This is a genomic window from Hyphobacterium marinum (assembly GCF_036330325.1).
Classification (GTDB): domain Bacteria; phylum Pseudomonadota; class Alphaproteobacteria; order Caulobacterales; family Maricaulaceae; genus Hyphobacterium; species Hyphobacterium marinum.
On sequence record NZ_JAZDRO010000004.1, the window covers coordinates 178,430 to 193,201 of the forward strand.

12 protein-coding genes are annotated in these 14,772 nt (G+C 62.9%); 7 read left to right on the forward strand and 5 right to left on the reverse strand.

The genetic code is table 11. The features are described from left to right. A complete protein-coding gene (locus V0U35_RS10575; protein WP_330196678.1) occupies positions 1 to 540 on the reverse strand; it encodes a hypothetical protein in 540 nt (179 codons plus the stop codon). A gap of 134 nt (positions 541 to 674) precedes the next feature. Between V0U35_RS10575 and V0U35_RS10580 the strand changes: the two genes are divergently transcribed. Beyond that, on the forward strand, positions 675 to 2,162 hold the full coding sequence (locus tag V0U35_RS10580; RefSeq protein ID WP_330196679.1) for a flavin-containing monooxygenase: 1,488 nt from the start codon (positions 675 to 677) through the stop codon (positions 2,160 to 2,162). 71 nt (positions 2,163 to 2,233) lie between these two features. On the opposite strand, the gene V0U35_RS10585 is transcribed toward V0U35_RS10580, so the two are convergent. After that, positions 2,234 to 5,761 (reverse strand): S8 family peptidase, encoded by a 3,528-nt coding sequence (locus V0U35_RS10585; protein ID WP_330196680.1) that lies wholly within the window; start codon positions 5,759 to 5,761, stop codon positions 2,234 to 2,236. A 212-nt stretch (positions 5,762 to 5,973) separates the two neighbouring features. On the opposite strand from V0U35_RS10585, the gene V0U35_RS10590 reads away from it, so the two are divergent. Next, positions 5,974 to 7,074, forward strand: coding sequence for a helix-turn-helix transcriptional regulator (locus V0U35_RS10590; protein WP_330196681.1), 1,101 nt, complete (start codon positions 5,974 to 5,976; stop codon positions 7,072 to 7,074). A gap of 15 nt (positions 7,075 to 7,089) precedes the next feature. Then, positions 7,090 to 7,914, forward strand: a complete 825-nt coding sequence (locus V0U35_RS10595; protein ID WP_330196682.1) for an SDR family NAD(P)-dependent oxidoreductase — start codon at positions 7,090 to 7,092, stop codon at positions 7,912 to 7,914. 12 nt (positions 7,915 to 7,926) lie between these two features. On the opposite strand, the gene V0U35_RS10600 is transcribed toward V0U35_RS10595, so the two are convergent. Beyond that, the gene (locus V0U35_RS10600; protein WP_330196683.1) at positions 7,927 to 8,439 is read right to left on the reverse strand and encodes a curlin-associated protein; all 513 of its coding nucleotides are present in this window, start codon (positions 8,437 to 8,439) and stop codon (positions 7,927 to 7,929) included. A gap of 229 nt (positions 8,440 to 8,668) precedes the next feature. Continuing rightward, positions 8,669 to 9,211: a hypothetical protein gene (locus V0U35_RS10605; RefSeq protein ID WP_330196684.1), complete on the reverse strand. Its 543-nt coding sequence runs from the start codon at positions 9,209 to 9,211 to the stop codon at positions 8,669 to 8,671. A 216-nt stretch (positions 9,212 to 9,427) separates the two neighbouring features. Here V0U35_RS10605 and V0U35_RS10610 point away from each other — a divergent pair, with 216 nt between their 5' ends. Together V0U35_RS10610 and V0U35_RS10615 are read left to right on the forward strand one after the other, a co-directional pair. After that, complete coding sequence (locus V0U35_RS10610; protein ID WP_330196685.1) at positions 9,428 to 10,873, forward strand: MBOAT family O-acyltransferase; 1,446 nt, start codon at positions 9,428 to 9,430, stop codon at positions 10,871 to 10,873. A 22-nt stretch (positions 10,874 to 10,895) separates the two neighbouring features. Continuing rightward, positions 10,896 to 12,161, forward strand: a complete 1,266-nt coding sequence (locus tag V0U35_RS10615; RefSeq protein ID WP_330196686.1) for a hypothetical protein — start codon at positions 10,896 to 10,898, stop codon at positions 12,159 to 12,161. On the opposite strand, the gene V0U35_RS10620 is transcribed toward V0U35_RS10615, so the two are convergent. Continuing rightward, on the reverse strand, positions 12,146 to 13,063 hold the full coding sequence (locus V0U35_RS10620; RefSeq protein ID WP_330196687.1) for a LysR family transcriptional regulator: 918 nt from the start codon (positions 13,061 to 13,063) through the stop codon (positions 12,146 to 12,148). The genes V0U35_RS10615 and V0U35_RS10620 overlap by 16 nt on opposite strands. A 104-nt stretch (positions 13,064 to 13,167) precedes the next feature. Here V0U35_RS10620 and V0U35_RS10625 point away from each other — a divergent pair, with 104 nt between their 5' ends. Together V0U35_RS10625 and V0U35_RS10630 are read left to right on the forward strand one after the other, a co-directional pair. After that, positions 13,168 to 13,668 carry a tetratricopeptide repeat protein gene (locus V0U35_RS10625; RefSeq protein ID WP_330196689.1) on the forward strand — a complete coding sequence of 167 codons (501 nt, stop codon included), beginning with the start codon at positions 13,168 to 13,170 and terminating at the stop codon, positions 13,666 to 13,668. A gap of 125 nt (positions 13,669 to 13,793) precedes the next feature. Beyond that, a complete protein-coding gene (locus V0U35_RS10630; RefSeq protein ID WP_330196690.1) occupies positions 13,794 to 14,768 on the forward strand; it encodes an NADPH:quinone oxidoreductase family protein in 975 nt (324 codons plus the stop codon). Positions 14,769 to 14,772: the final 4 nt, after the last annotated feature.

Below are 14,772 nucleotides of genomic sequence, written 5' to 3' on the forward strand. Positions count from 1 at the left end.
CTAGCTTGTAAAATGATCAATAAACTGCTCTAGCCGACTGAATGCGCCAGCTCTCTCGATTAGGTAGAAGGCTGCCCCTATTCCGCCGCCGATGAGCGCCCCATGGGCACGGGCCGCCCAATTGTCAGATGGACGAACTTCGTACTTTGGCTCCTCAGGTAGATCAGGAATGCCATCTTCGAATCGTTGCATCCCAATTACGTGAATTACCTTCATCGACCAATTGGTCCATTTGGACGGGAAATCTATCTGTTCAGAAACCGACTTGTTCAGAGAAATTATGCTGCAATATAAAGACCAAGAAAAGAAAAATATCGGTATCGTTAATAAAATAAATGCGCCTTCTGCATTCGGAATTTGACTCGCAAGTAATGCTATTGCGCCAGCTGCTCCCGCGACTCGATACCGTCCGACTTCGCGGCGAGCACTTTCAGCTCGACCTAACGCAGCAATTCTGTGAGCATCGGAGAATTCGATAGCCAAGTCACGGCGTTCGCGTTTTAATTTTTGCCATTCAGATTCAAATTGTTCGCTATCCATTCCCGTGCCTTTTAATCAGAATTATATGCGAAAGGTTCAAATACAACTAGATTGGCAAATGCGCCATCCACTTCTGTGGACATTCCATATTGGCTAAATTTTTCTATAACGCTGTTGAAACCTTGAGAGAACGCATGACCGAAACCGATCTGGATGTCCTGGTTGTCGGGGCCGGGATTTCCGGCATAGCCGCAGGCTACCACCTGCAAAAGCGAGCACCGGACCAGCGCTATGCCATCCTCGAAGCACGTGAAGCGGTCGGTGGCACGTGGGATCTCTTCCGTTATCCCGGCATCCGGTCGGACAGCGACATGTACACGTTCGGCTTTGCCTTCCGGCCCTGGACGGATGGCAAGGTTTTCGCCGACGGGCCGAGTATCCGCCACTATGTGCGCGACACGGCCGAACGCCACGACATCATGGAGAAGATACGTTTTGGCCATCGCGTCGTTTCGGCGGCCTGGAACACGGGGGCCGCGCACTGGACTGTGCGGGCGGAGACCGCCTCCGGGCCAGTGACGCTTACCGCGAAATTCCTCGTCATGTGCTCGGGCTATTACCGGTATGATCGCGGCCATGAGCCGGAGTTCGAAGGCGCTTCAGACTTCGCCGGTGAAATCATCCACCCGCAGAAATGGCGCGAGGATCAGGCCTATGCTGGCAAGCGCGTCGCCGTGATCGGCAGTGGCGCGACGGCGGTGACGCTGGTCCCGGCGATGGCGGAAGAGGCGGCTCATGTCACCATGATCCAGCGTTCGCCGACCTATATCGCCGGGCGGCCCTCGCGCGACGTCATCGCCGACACGCTGCGCAAGATTCTCCCCGAGAAGAGCGCTTACGCTATTTCGCGAACGAAGAATATTGCGCTCTCCATCCTCTTCTATGAGATGGCGCAACGCTGGCCGGGCTATATCAGAAAGCAGATCAAGACATACATCCGGGGCGAGCTGGGCGAGGATTTTGACGTCGATCGGCATTTCACCCCCGACTACGACCCGTGGAACCAGCGTTTCTGCCTCGCGCCCGACGGCGATTTCTTCGCGGCGCTTAAAGGCGGCAAGGCCGATATCCGCACCGACACAATCGAGCGGTTTGTGCCCGAAGGCGTGCGCCTGTCATCAGGCGAGACGGTCGAAGCCGATATCATCATCCCGGCCACGGGGCTGGATATCCTCCTGATGGGCGGGATCGAATTAACGGTCGACGGGCAGGTCTGGAACGCAGCGGAGCATTTCGCCTATCGCGGCATGATGTTGAGCGGTCTGCCCAACCTTGCCATCTGCTTCGGTTATACGAACGCGTCCTGGACGCTGAAGATCGATCTGACCTGCGAACGGGTCTGCCGATTGCTCAATCACATGGCGCGCGAGGGCTGTGACTATTGCGTGCCTGAACCGCCCAAGGACATTGAACCCGCGCCGCTGCTCGATTTTTCTTCAGGCTATATCCAGCGCGCCATCGACCGCATGCCCCGGCAGGGAACGAAACCGCCCTGGCGCGCCTATCAGAACTATTTCCAGGACATGCTCGCCATCCGCTACGGCAGGCTGGAGGATGGCGCACTGGCCTTCCGCCGTGCCGGAGACGTCCGCACGGACTCCTTTGCTGAAGCGGCTGAATAGCCCGCAAAGAGAAACAGGGCGGCTCCAGGAAGGAACCGCCCCGCTTCACGGGCCCTGAAGGTTCGCTGGAATCAGGGCTCGATGGTGCGCACCGCCACGCTGGTCATGCCAACCAGGCGCGGCTGGCCCCAGTTTTCAACGTCGAACTCGTCCACCTGGACAAAGGCAACGACGATGCGGTTGGCCGCCGGCGCAAAGTCCACCGCCTCTCCCTGACCGGTAAGTCGCACAGTCATCGTCCGGGTTTCATTGGGCCGGATGCTGCCCAGTCGCGCGACGGGCTGGAAGCCTTCACTGCTGAAACAGGCACCGGTATCGTCCGTCTGGCAGATCCCGATATCCAGCGGCAACGGATGGAAGGGCGGATTGCCATTGACCATCTCGACCAGGTTGAAGACGAGATCCGGCAACAGGCTCAGGGCTCGCTCGTCGGCGATAGCCAGGGGCACCGCGAAGACATTGCCTTCCGTCGCGTCGCCCAGATTGACGGCAGCCACGGCAAACCGGGTCGCCCCGTTGGGTGCCAGCGTGGCCGCCAGCGGGTCCGTCGTGGCCGGGCTGGCGACCAGGTCGACGACTGGTGTATCGCTGATCGTGACATGCATCCGTGACAGGAAGCGGTCGCCCGGCGACGCGCCATTGTCACAGACGACCTGCAAATCGATCAGTTCAAGACCGGCCATGGGGCCGAGACCTGGATTGGTGCTGAACTCCCCGCCGAAGGCGAAAATCTGGGATCCGCCAGCGGGAATGTCCGCACCGTCACCATTCTCGCCGGACACTGGCGTTACCGGCATGAAGCGCGACGCGTAAGGTGCGCCGCGTTCAGGAAAGACACCGCAATCGGTGGCATTCAGCGTGCCGCCAACCGAAGCTGCAGCCAGAGCCGTGGTGAAACCGCCCCGGCGAACAGCGCGGGCCATGGGCGCAATCGCGGCAGCGACCTGGGCGAACGCCGGATCAGGCGCGATCTGCCAGCGGAACAGCATTTCACCGGCCCGTTCGGACGGCGACGGAGTGCCGTATTGCTGGAGCGCGATGTAAAGGCCGCCTTCCGGGATTTCGAGCGTGGTGTCGAACGGGCGGAAGGTCGAGGCGCTCGCCAGGCCCAATTCCGTCAGATTGCCGAGCTCGCTGCCTGAATAGTAGGTCAGGAAAGTCGTATTCGTGACCTGGGTGATCGCCAGGCGGAGCCGGTCACCGGGCTGACCGGTGGCGTGCATCCAGATGGTGCCGGAAAAGTCCGGGCTGAGTGCATCATCTTCGCCGTCTTCGGTCGTGGAACCGGCAAAGCTGACAAGGCTCACGCCTCCCGGGGACGTCAATTCCAGCGCATTCGCGAACGAGTCATAGTCTCCCACAAGCGGGTCAACGACGAACCGGATCGGTTGCTGTGACTCACCCCCCAGCGAGTTGGGCGGCGGGGCATAATCGAGGGCCACGTAATAGGTTGCGTCCTCCTCGGCCTCAAAGGTCAGAATAACGTCGTCATTGGTCTGTGATCCGGCCGCGATCTGCTGCAGCGCGGCAATGGAGTTGCCGCGATACACCGCTATCGTGTTGCGCCCCAGTCGGCCTTCCATGGCGAGACGGACATAGCCATCGCGGATGGCCTCGATCGCGTACCAGATCGAACCGTACGTATCCTCACCGTCATGATCGGGCTCGCCGGCCTGGATCGTTGCACCATAGGTGCTGGCGTTCAGCAGGATCGAGCTGTCCGTGATCCGGGTCGCGCTGGAAAAATTGTCGTTCGCGGGCCGCTGGACAGTCGTCGGTCCCGCGTAGCCGGTCACCGTGGCCGGAATCTGAACGACTTGTGTGCCGCCCTGCCAGGGTGCCGTGACGCGGACAGTGCCGTTCAGCGTGCCATCGATCACTTCGGCAAGGTCGACCTGAACGCCGATATCAAACGCTTCGCCGCCGAGCAGTTCGACACTGAACTCGCGAATGCCTTCACCGAACATGATGGCGTCATTGCCGACCGAAGCCACCGTAACCGTGACAGCGGCGTCCCCAGTGTTGCGGATTTCATAGATCGCGGGGTCCGGTTCTTCGGGGCGATTGATATTGATCGACGCAAAATAGCGCAGTTGCGGCGTCATCGCGATCGGGCCCTCGATGGAGGCCAGCGAGGCCAGATAGTCGCGGGCCGCGGCAATGTTGATCCGCGGGCGCGTGAGGTTGTTGTCGGGGTCGGTGACAGGACGGCCCGTGACCCGGAGCGCCTGTTCGATATCGGTGACCGAGGCGTCGGGATAGGCCGCAGCCAGCAGAGCGAAAGCACCGGCGACATGCGGCGTCGCCATCGATGTGCCGTTCAGCGCCACTGCGCCGGGTGCTTCGCCATCAACCACATCGGTTGCCGAGCGGATGCCGACACCCGGGGCCAGCAAATCGACCGGAAAGAAGCTGTTGGAAAAGGCAACGACGGCATCGTTGCGATCAGTCGCACCAACGGTCACGGCGTCGGGGACACAGGCCGGCCCACCGACCGAGTCGTTGTAGTATTCGTTGCCCGAGGCGATCACGGTTGCCACACCGGCGCTGCGCAACAACGAAATGATCGGCGCACGGGGATCAGTGTAGCAATAGTCGAAGTAGCGGCCGCCGCCGAGGCTCATATTGATGGCGACCAGCGGTATCGGGTCTCCGCCTTCCGGGTTGGGCAACATGCGATTCTGGTAGAGCCATTCGAGGCTGGCAATCAGGTCACTGTCGAGGGCCGTCGTATCGTTTTCAATGGTGGTGAAGACGTTGACCGGCACCAGATAGGCTCCCGGGGCGACGCCGGATATCGTCCGCTCGGCCTCGTCAACCGTCGTGGTGAATGGGGCCCCCACAGCCGTGCCGGCGACATGTGTGCCGTGAATCGCCTCCAGGTCGCACCGTTCACAGGAATCACCAGCCCCCGGTCCGATCTCCACCGATCCGGCACCGGGACAGCGCGACGTGGTCTCCGGCGTGTAGCTGGAGAAGCATGCCGATGCGATTTCCTTGCCGGCGAACATCGGGTGGTCGATGTCCGTACCCGTATCGACGATGGCAACGGCGACGCCCTGACCGGTCAGGCCGGCATTGTGAAGTGTCGTCGCGCCGATCAGTGGCAGGGATTCGTCCATGAAGGCGTCATTCCGGCCGTCGGTAACAACCCGGTCGACACCGGGCACGGAACGCAACGCGGTCAGTTCCGCACCGTCGACGGTCAGCGCGAGCGCCGGCGTATAGTGGTAGGCGTGCCGCAGAACCGGGGTCGCGGGGACATTGCCATCCTCGGCGACGCCGTTGCGTAGCCGGGCGTCAAAGCGGTCACGTGCATCAAGCAGGGCCGTCCGGCCGGCTCCAAATACGGACTGAAGGACGTGGTCTTGGACGCTGGCAATCGCAGTGCTGTGGGCATCGCTGGCCGGGCCGGAATCCAGTCCCAGATCGCTGGCCAAATCGGGCACATCCAGCATGACCAGTACCGGAATGCGGCCGCCCTCGCCAAGGATCTGCCGGTCGGTCTCGGTCAGGTCGGCCGGGGCTTGAGCGAGCGCGCCAGCTGACAGGCAAAACGACATTACACAAGCAACTACAGCGAGCAGAGCGGTTTTCATCGTCCAGTCTCCGATAGGGGACAACGCGGAGTCCGGGAGCCCGGACTCTCACGCTGCGGATTTCCTTAATCTCAATGGACACCGTAATTTGCGGGGCCAGGCAGGTGTTAGCCGGTCCGTCTCAAATTGGCCGGTGGACTTGCATGAGCGTCTCAAAGCCGGTCAAATGAGCGTGGGGGTTGCAACGCACACAGAGCGTGCCCGGGGGGAGTATGGACAAGCAGCAGAGCACGCCGCCTCCGGCGCATTCCGGGGATGGCAGGGTGCAGCCGGTCGAAATTTCCGTTTTTGATACCGCCGGTCTGCCCGGTCATGAGCAATTCGCGCTCTGGGAAGACAGTATCGGCGTCCTGTTCGACGTGACAGCAGACCCCGACTGTGTGCGTCATGCCTATCGCGCGCGGCTGGACAGCGCACTTGTCGACGGAACGATGATTTCGCGCGTGCAGGCGGGACGGCAATCCTTCCGCCGGTCAGCCATGCGGCCGGTCATGGATGGCATCGAAAGCGTGATGTTCCAGGTCTTCGCGCGCGGCGGTATTCGCCAGCAGGATGACACCCGCCGACTGGCCGGAACCGGCATGGTTACAGGGTTCGACCTGACCCGGGAGTCCCGGACGGTCAACGACCAGTTCGACCTGGTGTCCTTTATCGTGCCCCGGCACGAGATAGAGGACAGGCTCGGCACGGCAATGGAAGGCGTCCATCTCAACACGGTTGGGGATGACACGCCGCTGGCTCGCCTGACCGCCGATTTCATGCTGGGGCTGCAGCGGTCGCTGCCCGAAATGGACGTGGAGGAAGCCAGGGCCGGTGTCCGTGCCGCGCTCGACCTTGTGACCGAATGCTATCGCGGCAAGGCACGAAAGACAGCCGGTGGCACGGCGGCACGAGCTGCCCAACTCCTGCAAGCCAAACATTTTATCCGCCGGCAGGTGCGCGAAGGACGGCGCGTCGACCAGAACCGGGTCCGCGACTTTCTGGGCTGCTCCCGTGCGACCCTCTATCGGCATTTTGCGCCGCTGGGCGGTGTGGCGTCCTTCATTCGCAAGGAGCGTCTGCGTGCCGCGCTGCGTGACATGGCCCATGACTGCCGCGCCGGACGCAAGACTCCCATAGGTGAAATTGCACTTCGCAACGGTTTTGAATCCGATCCGCATTTCAGCCGCGTCTTCAAGGCGGAGTTCGGACTGTCGCCGAAAGATGCCCGGCATGCGCTTTCACCGGGGTCAGGGAAGGACAGGGATTTGGCCACCGCCAACAAGGTCGACCGGCGCTACGAATTATGGCTCCGGGCCATTGGTGCATCCTAGGCGGCAAGAGCGAACGTGAGCGGACTGTCTGTTTTTTCGGGCCGAACGGCCGTCATCACTGGTGCGGCCAGCGGAATCGGCGCGGCGCTGGCCCGGACTCTGGCGGCGGCAGGATGCCATCTGGCCCTGGGCGATATTGACGGGGAGGGGCTTGCCGCGCTGGCGGACGAATTGCCGGAAAGCGGCGTTCGCGTGATCACCACCCGGCTTGATGTCGCTGACCGGGAGGCGATCCAGGAGTTTGCCGGCCTGGTCGACCGTGCCCATGGCGGCGCGAACCTCCTGTTCAACAATGCGGGCGTCGCACTCGGCGGTGACTTCCATCAGGTTCCGGCCGAGGATTTCGACTGGCTGCTCGCCATCAATCTGGGCGGTGTCGTGAACACGACGCGCGCTTTCCTGCCCCAGCTTCGCCGCGCCGGAACCGCGCATATCGTCAATATTTCCAGCCTGTTCGGCCTGATCGCTCCGGCCGGTCAAACGGCCTACTGCACCAGCAAGTATGCCGTGAGGGGGTTTTCCGATTCGCTCCGCCATGAGCTTGCGGGAAGCGGGATTGCCGTCACCACCGTGCATCCGGGCGGCGTGGCCACGAAGATCGCCGAGCGGGCGCGAATGCCCGAGTCGGTCAGTGACACCGACAGACAGGCCGGACTGGAGCGGTCACGGCGTTTGCTTAGGATGGATCCGGACCGCGCCGCGTCCATCATCCTCTCCGGTGTCGCCCGCAACAAGGCCCGGATTCTCGTGGGCCAGGACGCGAAAACAGCCGCCCTGCTGGAGCGGCTGTTTCCGTCGCATTACTGGTCCCTGATCGCCCGCTTTGTCGACAGGCGGTAAGGGCCGGCGCGTTTAGTGTTCGCCCTGGATGACCAGGGTGACATTGCCGCGGCCCGACTGGCGGACAGTGGCGTTCTGGCCATTGCCGACCTGGATCACGCCGGCGGTATTGTAGCTGCCCGACTGGATCGTCGTGGCGGTGTGATTACGGCCGATCTGGGCGATGCCGGCTTCATTGCGGTAACCGGTCTGGACGCTCGCCGCGTCGAGGTTGCGGCCATTCTGGCCGATCACGGCGCTGTTGGCATTGCCATATTGGTCGACCAGGGCCCCGTTGCGGACGCCTTCCTGATAGACGGTCGTGCCGTTGCCGGTCCCGTCCTGAAGCACCGTCACCCACTGACGCTGACCGTACTGGTCGATGATCATCTGGTTGCGGTAGCCGGCCTGACGACCGCCGACTTCGTTGGCATAGCCGGCCTGATTGACCGACACGCGGTTGCGGGACTGGGCGTCGGCGGCACCGACGATGCTGAACACCGAAGCCGAAACGGCCAGGACAGCGATGAGGTTACGGAATTTCATGTCTTCTCTCCTTGTCTGAAGCCGGATGCGTTCCTGCATCTGCGACCATGACCCTCTTCTAGCGAGGCCGATCTGAGCGCCGCGTGAGTACGAAATTCATATGAAAATCAGCTAGGTGAAGCGAAGCTGACTGGCGCGTTCATGCTGGGGAATCCGTATCGTCAGACAGCAAAACGCCCGGACCATGAGGTCCGGGCGCTTCGCAAGGCTCGGCGAATGACTGTACGGCTTACCAGCCTCCTGGGCGGCGGGCAGCCCCGCCCATGCGGGCCTGTGCCGGCATTTGCGCGAACTGATAGTCCGATTTGCGGCAGACGGTCCGACCGCGGTCATCAACGACCTCAAGTGTCACATCAAGCAGGGCATCGACACCGAGCGTGCCTTCCCGCAATTCATCCATCGTCCGGCGCGGGGCGTAGGGATTGCCGTTGATCGGCTGGCCCGCCTCCTGGATGTAGGCGGTGCTCAGAAGCGCCCGGGACAGAAGCGTGAACCGGCCCGGCACACCGCGGAAGTCGCCGCTCTGGTCAATGAAGGCGGCATTGCCGGGCGTCGCTGAGTCGGCAGTCAGGCGATAGCTCCCCGAAATGCCGGGAGCGACCTGGGCGATCACCGTGACCTGGCTGCCGCCCTGGACGACAAGCAACTGGCAGGGCTCATAAGGCAGGTTGTTGTAGTATTGGGCCTGTGCCGGCGCGCCGGCCAGTCCGGCGGCCGCGAAAGTCAGTCCGGCGGCGGCAACGGCAGAACGAAGTTTCTTCGACAGGGACATGGTCTTTCCTCCTTGCTGGTGTCCGCACTGGAGTGACCCGTACGGGCGATAACGGAGGCGAAACTGGCAAATCTCGCCTGACCCGTTCCTGAGCCTGAAATTCAGATCGCATTCATGGCCGGGCGCATCGCGCCAAATTGCGCGACGGCGGCGCGCCTGCTATGCGGCTTTCAAACGCGGGATTGCCGGGAGGGTGGCCGCGGGGGCGGGGCGGACATGCTATTCAATTCTTTCGAATTTCTGTTCGTCTTTCTGCCAGCAACGCTGCTGGTCTACTACCTGCTGCGCCACTGGGTCGCGCATCATGCCGCGTTGGTCGCGCTGACGATTGCCTCGCTCATCTTCTATTCCTGGTGGGACATCCGCTATCTGCCGCTATTGCTCGGCTCGATCGTGATCAACCACCTTTTGGGCTTGGTCATAGCCAATCACCGAACCCAGCCTTGGCTCGCCATCGGCATCATTGCCAATCTCGCCAGCATTGGCCTGTTCAAATACGCCGACTTTTTCGTCGGCAACGTCAATTCCGTGGCGGGAACCGCGATTCCCGAACCGCATTTCACCCTGCCTCTGGCGATCTCATTCTTTACGTTCCAGCAGATCAGTTTCCTCGTGGATGTCGCGCGCAAGCATGCGAAGCCCGGCTCGCTGACCGGACATGCGCTCTTCGTCTCCTTCTTCCCGCAGCTTATCGCTGGTCCAATTGTCCGGCATGACCAGATCGCGCCGCAATATGACGACGCCAAGCGCAAGGACGATCTGGCAGAAAATATCGGTGTCGGCTTGTCGATCTTCGCCATCGGCCTCGCCAAGAAAGTCCTGCTCGCGGACAATATGGAACCCTTCGCCGCCAGCGCTTTCGGTGCAGCGGCACGGGGAGACGAGCTGGGCCTGCTGGAAGCCTGGACCGGCGCGCTTGCCTACTCCTTCCAGATCTTTTTCGACTTCTCGGGCTATTCGGACATGGCGATCGGACTCGGACGCATGTTCGGCTACCGCCTGCCGATAAACTTCAATGCGCCCTACCGGGCGGTGTCGGTGATCGATTTCTGGCGGCGCTGGCACATCACGCTGTCCCGCTTTCTGCGCGACTATCTTTACATCCCGCTGGGCGGCGGCCGGAACGGCCTGGTCCGGCGGATGATCAATGTCGCCATCGTCATGCTGCTGGGCGGGCTCTGGCATGGCGCGGCCTGGACTTTCGTGGTCTGGGGCGGGCTACACGGGTTGGGGCTGGCCTGGTGTCACATGCTCAACCGCTTTTTCCCCAACGGGCTGTTTTCGAAGGCCAGGTGGCTCTCCATCGGGATCACCTTCCTCTTTGTGACGATTGCCTGGGTCTTCTTCCGCGCCGAGTCTTTCGATGCGGCTTGGCGTGTCCTTGCCGGGATGGCGGGGCTGAACGGGGTCGGCAACAGCGTCGGCGACGAGCCTTTCATCGCCATCGTCATTGGCCTGGCCATAGTCTGGGGCCTGCCGGACACCGTCTCGATTTTCCGCAATGTGCTGGACCGCATGACGCTGGAAACGGCGCGGGTCGAGTTCCAGAAGGGCTGGCGGTGGAGCCCGGGACCATGGACCGCGACAGGGCTCGCCTTCCTGCTCTTCCTCGCCATCGTCAACGCGTGGACCACGGCGGAGTTCATCTATTACAACTTCTGACGCCTCCGGGACGGGCAAGTCCATGCGGCGCTATGCGCTGACACTCGCCGGGGCTGCGGCGGGTTTCCTGTTGCTGTTCGGGAGCTTCACCTTCCTGGTCGATCCCTATGACGTGACCGGCTGGGTCACTATTGACGGTGTCAATGAACGCAAGACGCGCGCCCATGAAGATGGCTACCGGGTCCGCGTCGGCCACCGCCTGCTCGACACTGAAGCCGGCACGATTGTGCTGGGCAGTTCGCGGGTCGCGGACGGTTTTCCGCGCGAAATGCCGGACTGGCCGGGCGGGTATGAAAATCTCGGCATGGCGGGGACCAGCGCATTTGAACTGGCCCGCGCCAGCGTCATCGGATCGCGCAACGAAAACCTGCGCTGCGTCATCATCGGTATGGATCTGCGCGAATTCGGCACCTATCCGCGGGCACATGCGACCTACTGGATTACGCCGCTGACCGGCATGCCGCCGCTCTTCTCCCATGTTCAGACCTCGCTCTCGCCGAACGCCTTTGCCCGCGCCGCCCAGACCGTGATCGACAACGCGACCGGTGGTTCGGACGAGAAATGGGAGAATGCCTATGCGCCCGAGCTCCTTCCCGGGCGCTTTGAGGAGGAGATCGAGAAGCGCTATCGCGGCTATAGCGACTACGTCTATGACCCGGCACGGGTCCGATTCCTGTTCCGGGGCATCGATGCCCTTCTGGCGCAAGGCGTCCAGGTCACGGTCTTCGTCCACCCGGTCCATGCCTGGCAGGAGGAAGCCGCGCGCCGCGTCGGCATGGAGCCGTATGAAGACGCTCTGCGGCGCGACATCACGGCTGAAATCGCCGCGCGCGTCCCCTCTGAAGCCCGTGAGCCCTGTTTCGACGGGCCGGCGCTGCAAGCCTGGGATTTCGGCGGCTATCAGGACGTGTCGCTGAGCGCGCCGCCCGACCCGTCCGGCGATCCCGAAAATCCCTATTACTACGTGCCCGCACACTACCGCCCGGTGCTGGGCGAGGCGATCCTCACGCGCATGCGCGGGCAGGAGCAGGAACCACCCTTTGATACTGCCTCCTTCGGCCGCCACCTGACTGCCGATGCGGTCGATACACTGATGGCAGAGGCCGAAGAGCGCCGCCAGGCCTGGCTCGTCGATGATGAGTGGGCGCACTATGTCACGGACCGCTTTGACGCGCTCGACGCCGACCCGCCAGCGCCTGAGCGCGAGGCGCGGCACTATCTCAATCGCGACGATTTCCGCCAGCTCGAACGCGATGTCGCCCGGGCCGAACGTCAGGCCGGGCCGTAGATCGACGGGGCCCCATGGGCGAAATGCGCCGAATCGGCTTCGAGCGCCGCGACCGTGTAATCGAATGCTGCACGGATCCGCGCACTGCGCCGCACGTCCTCATGGGTGACAATCCAGAGATCCAGCGAGGTCTCGAAATCGGGCAGGACCCGTTCCAGCACCGGATGCCGTAGCGCCAGCCGGTGTGTGTAAACACCGATCCCGAAGCCGGCGGCGAGACCGGACAGGAGTGCGTTCGGACTGTTGGCCTGAAACGCCACGCGCGCGGGCAGGGTCTGTTCGCCATTGATGATGGACGGCCAGGTGAATTTCGCCGCGACCGACCAGCTGACCGCGTCATGGTCGGCCAGGTCTGCCGGTGTCCGGGGCCGTCCGTGTGCATCGAGATAGGCCTTCGATGCATACAGGCCCGCACCCACTGTCGTGCCGCGGCGGCCGATCAGGCTTTGCTGCTTGCCCGGCCCGTTCCAGCGCAGGGCGATATCAGCCTGGCGCTGGGCCAGGTTGGCGGCATGGTTGTCGATATTGAGTTCCAGGATGATGTCGGGATTGGCCTGTTTGAAGCCAACCAGGGCGCGCGGCAGCCAGTCCCCGCCAATGCCTTCCGAGGCAGTAAACACGACCGGGCCGGCCAGCGAGGTGTCGCGGCTGATGGCGGCGCGGGCAATGGCCCCGGCCTCATCCTCCATGCGACGGGCGTGATCGAGCACGGTCTGTCCGAACGCCGTCAGTTCCAGATGTCCGTTCTCGCGAAAGAAGAGCGGCGCGCCCAGCTTGTCTTCCATGGCGGTCAACCGCCGACCGATCGTGGGTTGGCTGACGCCCAGCTGGCGCGCGGCCGCGGTGTGGCTGCCGGAATCGGAAACGGCGAGGAAGACGGGGATATCGGACCAGTCAATCATGCATTCATGTATGGCGATTGTGCTGTAATGGTCAATTACATTCATACGTGTTCGGTCTGAAATGAGTGCGGTCATCCGTTCCGATCCCGAAAAGGACCTCCCCCATGAACCGCATTCTGTCTCTCGCCGGTGTGTGCCTTGCCGCGGTTTCCGGCCTGTCGATCGTCTCCGCAGCACAGGCGCAGGATGCGCCGGGTGAGCCGGTCTTCTCCGTCCAGCGCAGTTCGTCATCCCAGGTCAGCGCTGCGGCCTGGGCGTTCAACGCCGGCGATTACGAGCGCGCCGAGCGCCTCGGTCGCGCCTCGCTGCGCAATCCTGCCCGGCTGAGTGCCCCGCGCCGCTCGATCGCCTACGCCAACTGGTGCGCCGCCCTGTCGATGACAGACCAGCACGCCGAAGCCATCGCGGCCTGTGAAGAGGCCGTTTCGCTGCAGCCCGCCAATTGGCGTGCGCATCTCAACCATGCCGGTGCCCTCCATCGTGCCGGACAGGCCGACGAGGCGCGCGCTGCGCTGGCCGAAGCCCGGCGTCTTGCCCCGTCTGAAGACGCCGTTATCCGCGCCGCCGAAATTCTCGACTCCCGGTCTCTGGCCTCTGCCGGTTAGGCAGGTCCGGAGCCTAACTGGCGGGCCGGGGGCGCATCCGCGCTTCCGGCCCATTTTTCAGGAGTTTGCGGGACGGGTGAGGCTGGGGCATCATCCCGCTCAAACCCTCAACAGGAGACCCGTTGATGCGCGCCGTAATCTGCAATGAATTCGCCCCCTACAAGACATTGCAGATCGGCGAAATGGACGATCCTGTCCCCGTCGACGGCCAAATCGTCATCGACATCAAGGCCGCTGGCGTCAATTTCCCGGACATCCTGCTCGTCGAGGGTAAGTACCAGATGAAACCGCCTACGCCCTTCATTCCGGGCGGAGAGTGCGCGGGCGTCGTCTCTGCCGTCGGCGACAAGGTGCAGGGGTTCAAGGCCGGTGACCGGGTCATCGCGGCAACCCTGCTATCGGCCTTTGCCGATAAAGTCGCCGTTTACGCCACCCAGGCCGCTCCCATGCCCGACTCCATGCCGTTCGAGGAAGGCGCGGCCCTGATCACCACCTATGCGACGACAATCCATGCCTTGAAACAGCGCGCGGAACTGAAAGCGGGCGAAAGCCTTGTCGTGCTCGGGGCCGGGGGCGGGGTTGGTACCGCTGCGGTTCAGCTGGGCAAGGCTTTGGGCGCGAAAGTCATCGCTGCGGCCCGTGGCGCGGACAAGCTGGCGGCCGCCCGCAAGGCCGGGGCCGACGAGACGATCGACTACGACGCCGAAGACCTGAAGGCGCGAATCAAGGAGCTGACGGGCGGGGAGGGGGCCGATGTCGTCTATGACGCGGTCGGCTCGCATTATTCCGAAGCCGCACTGCGCGCCACCCGCTGGGGCGCGCGCTTCCTCGTCGTTGGTTTTGCCGCCGGGGATATCCCGAAAATTCCGCTCAATCTTGCGCTATTGAACAGCCGCGACATTCGCGGCGTCTTCTGGGGAGCCTGGGCCGCGCATGATCCCAAAGGCAATGCGGCGAACATGGCCGAGCTGTTCCGGCTTTACGAAGCCGGCAAGATCAAGCCCATGGTCTCGGCGACCTATCCGCTTGAAGACGTTACGAAGGCGTTCGACGACCTGATGGCGCGCAAGGTGACCGGCAAGGCCGTCCTGACCCTCTAGCCCG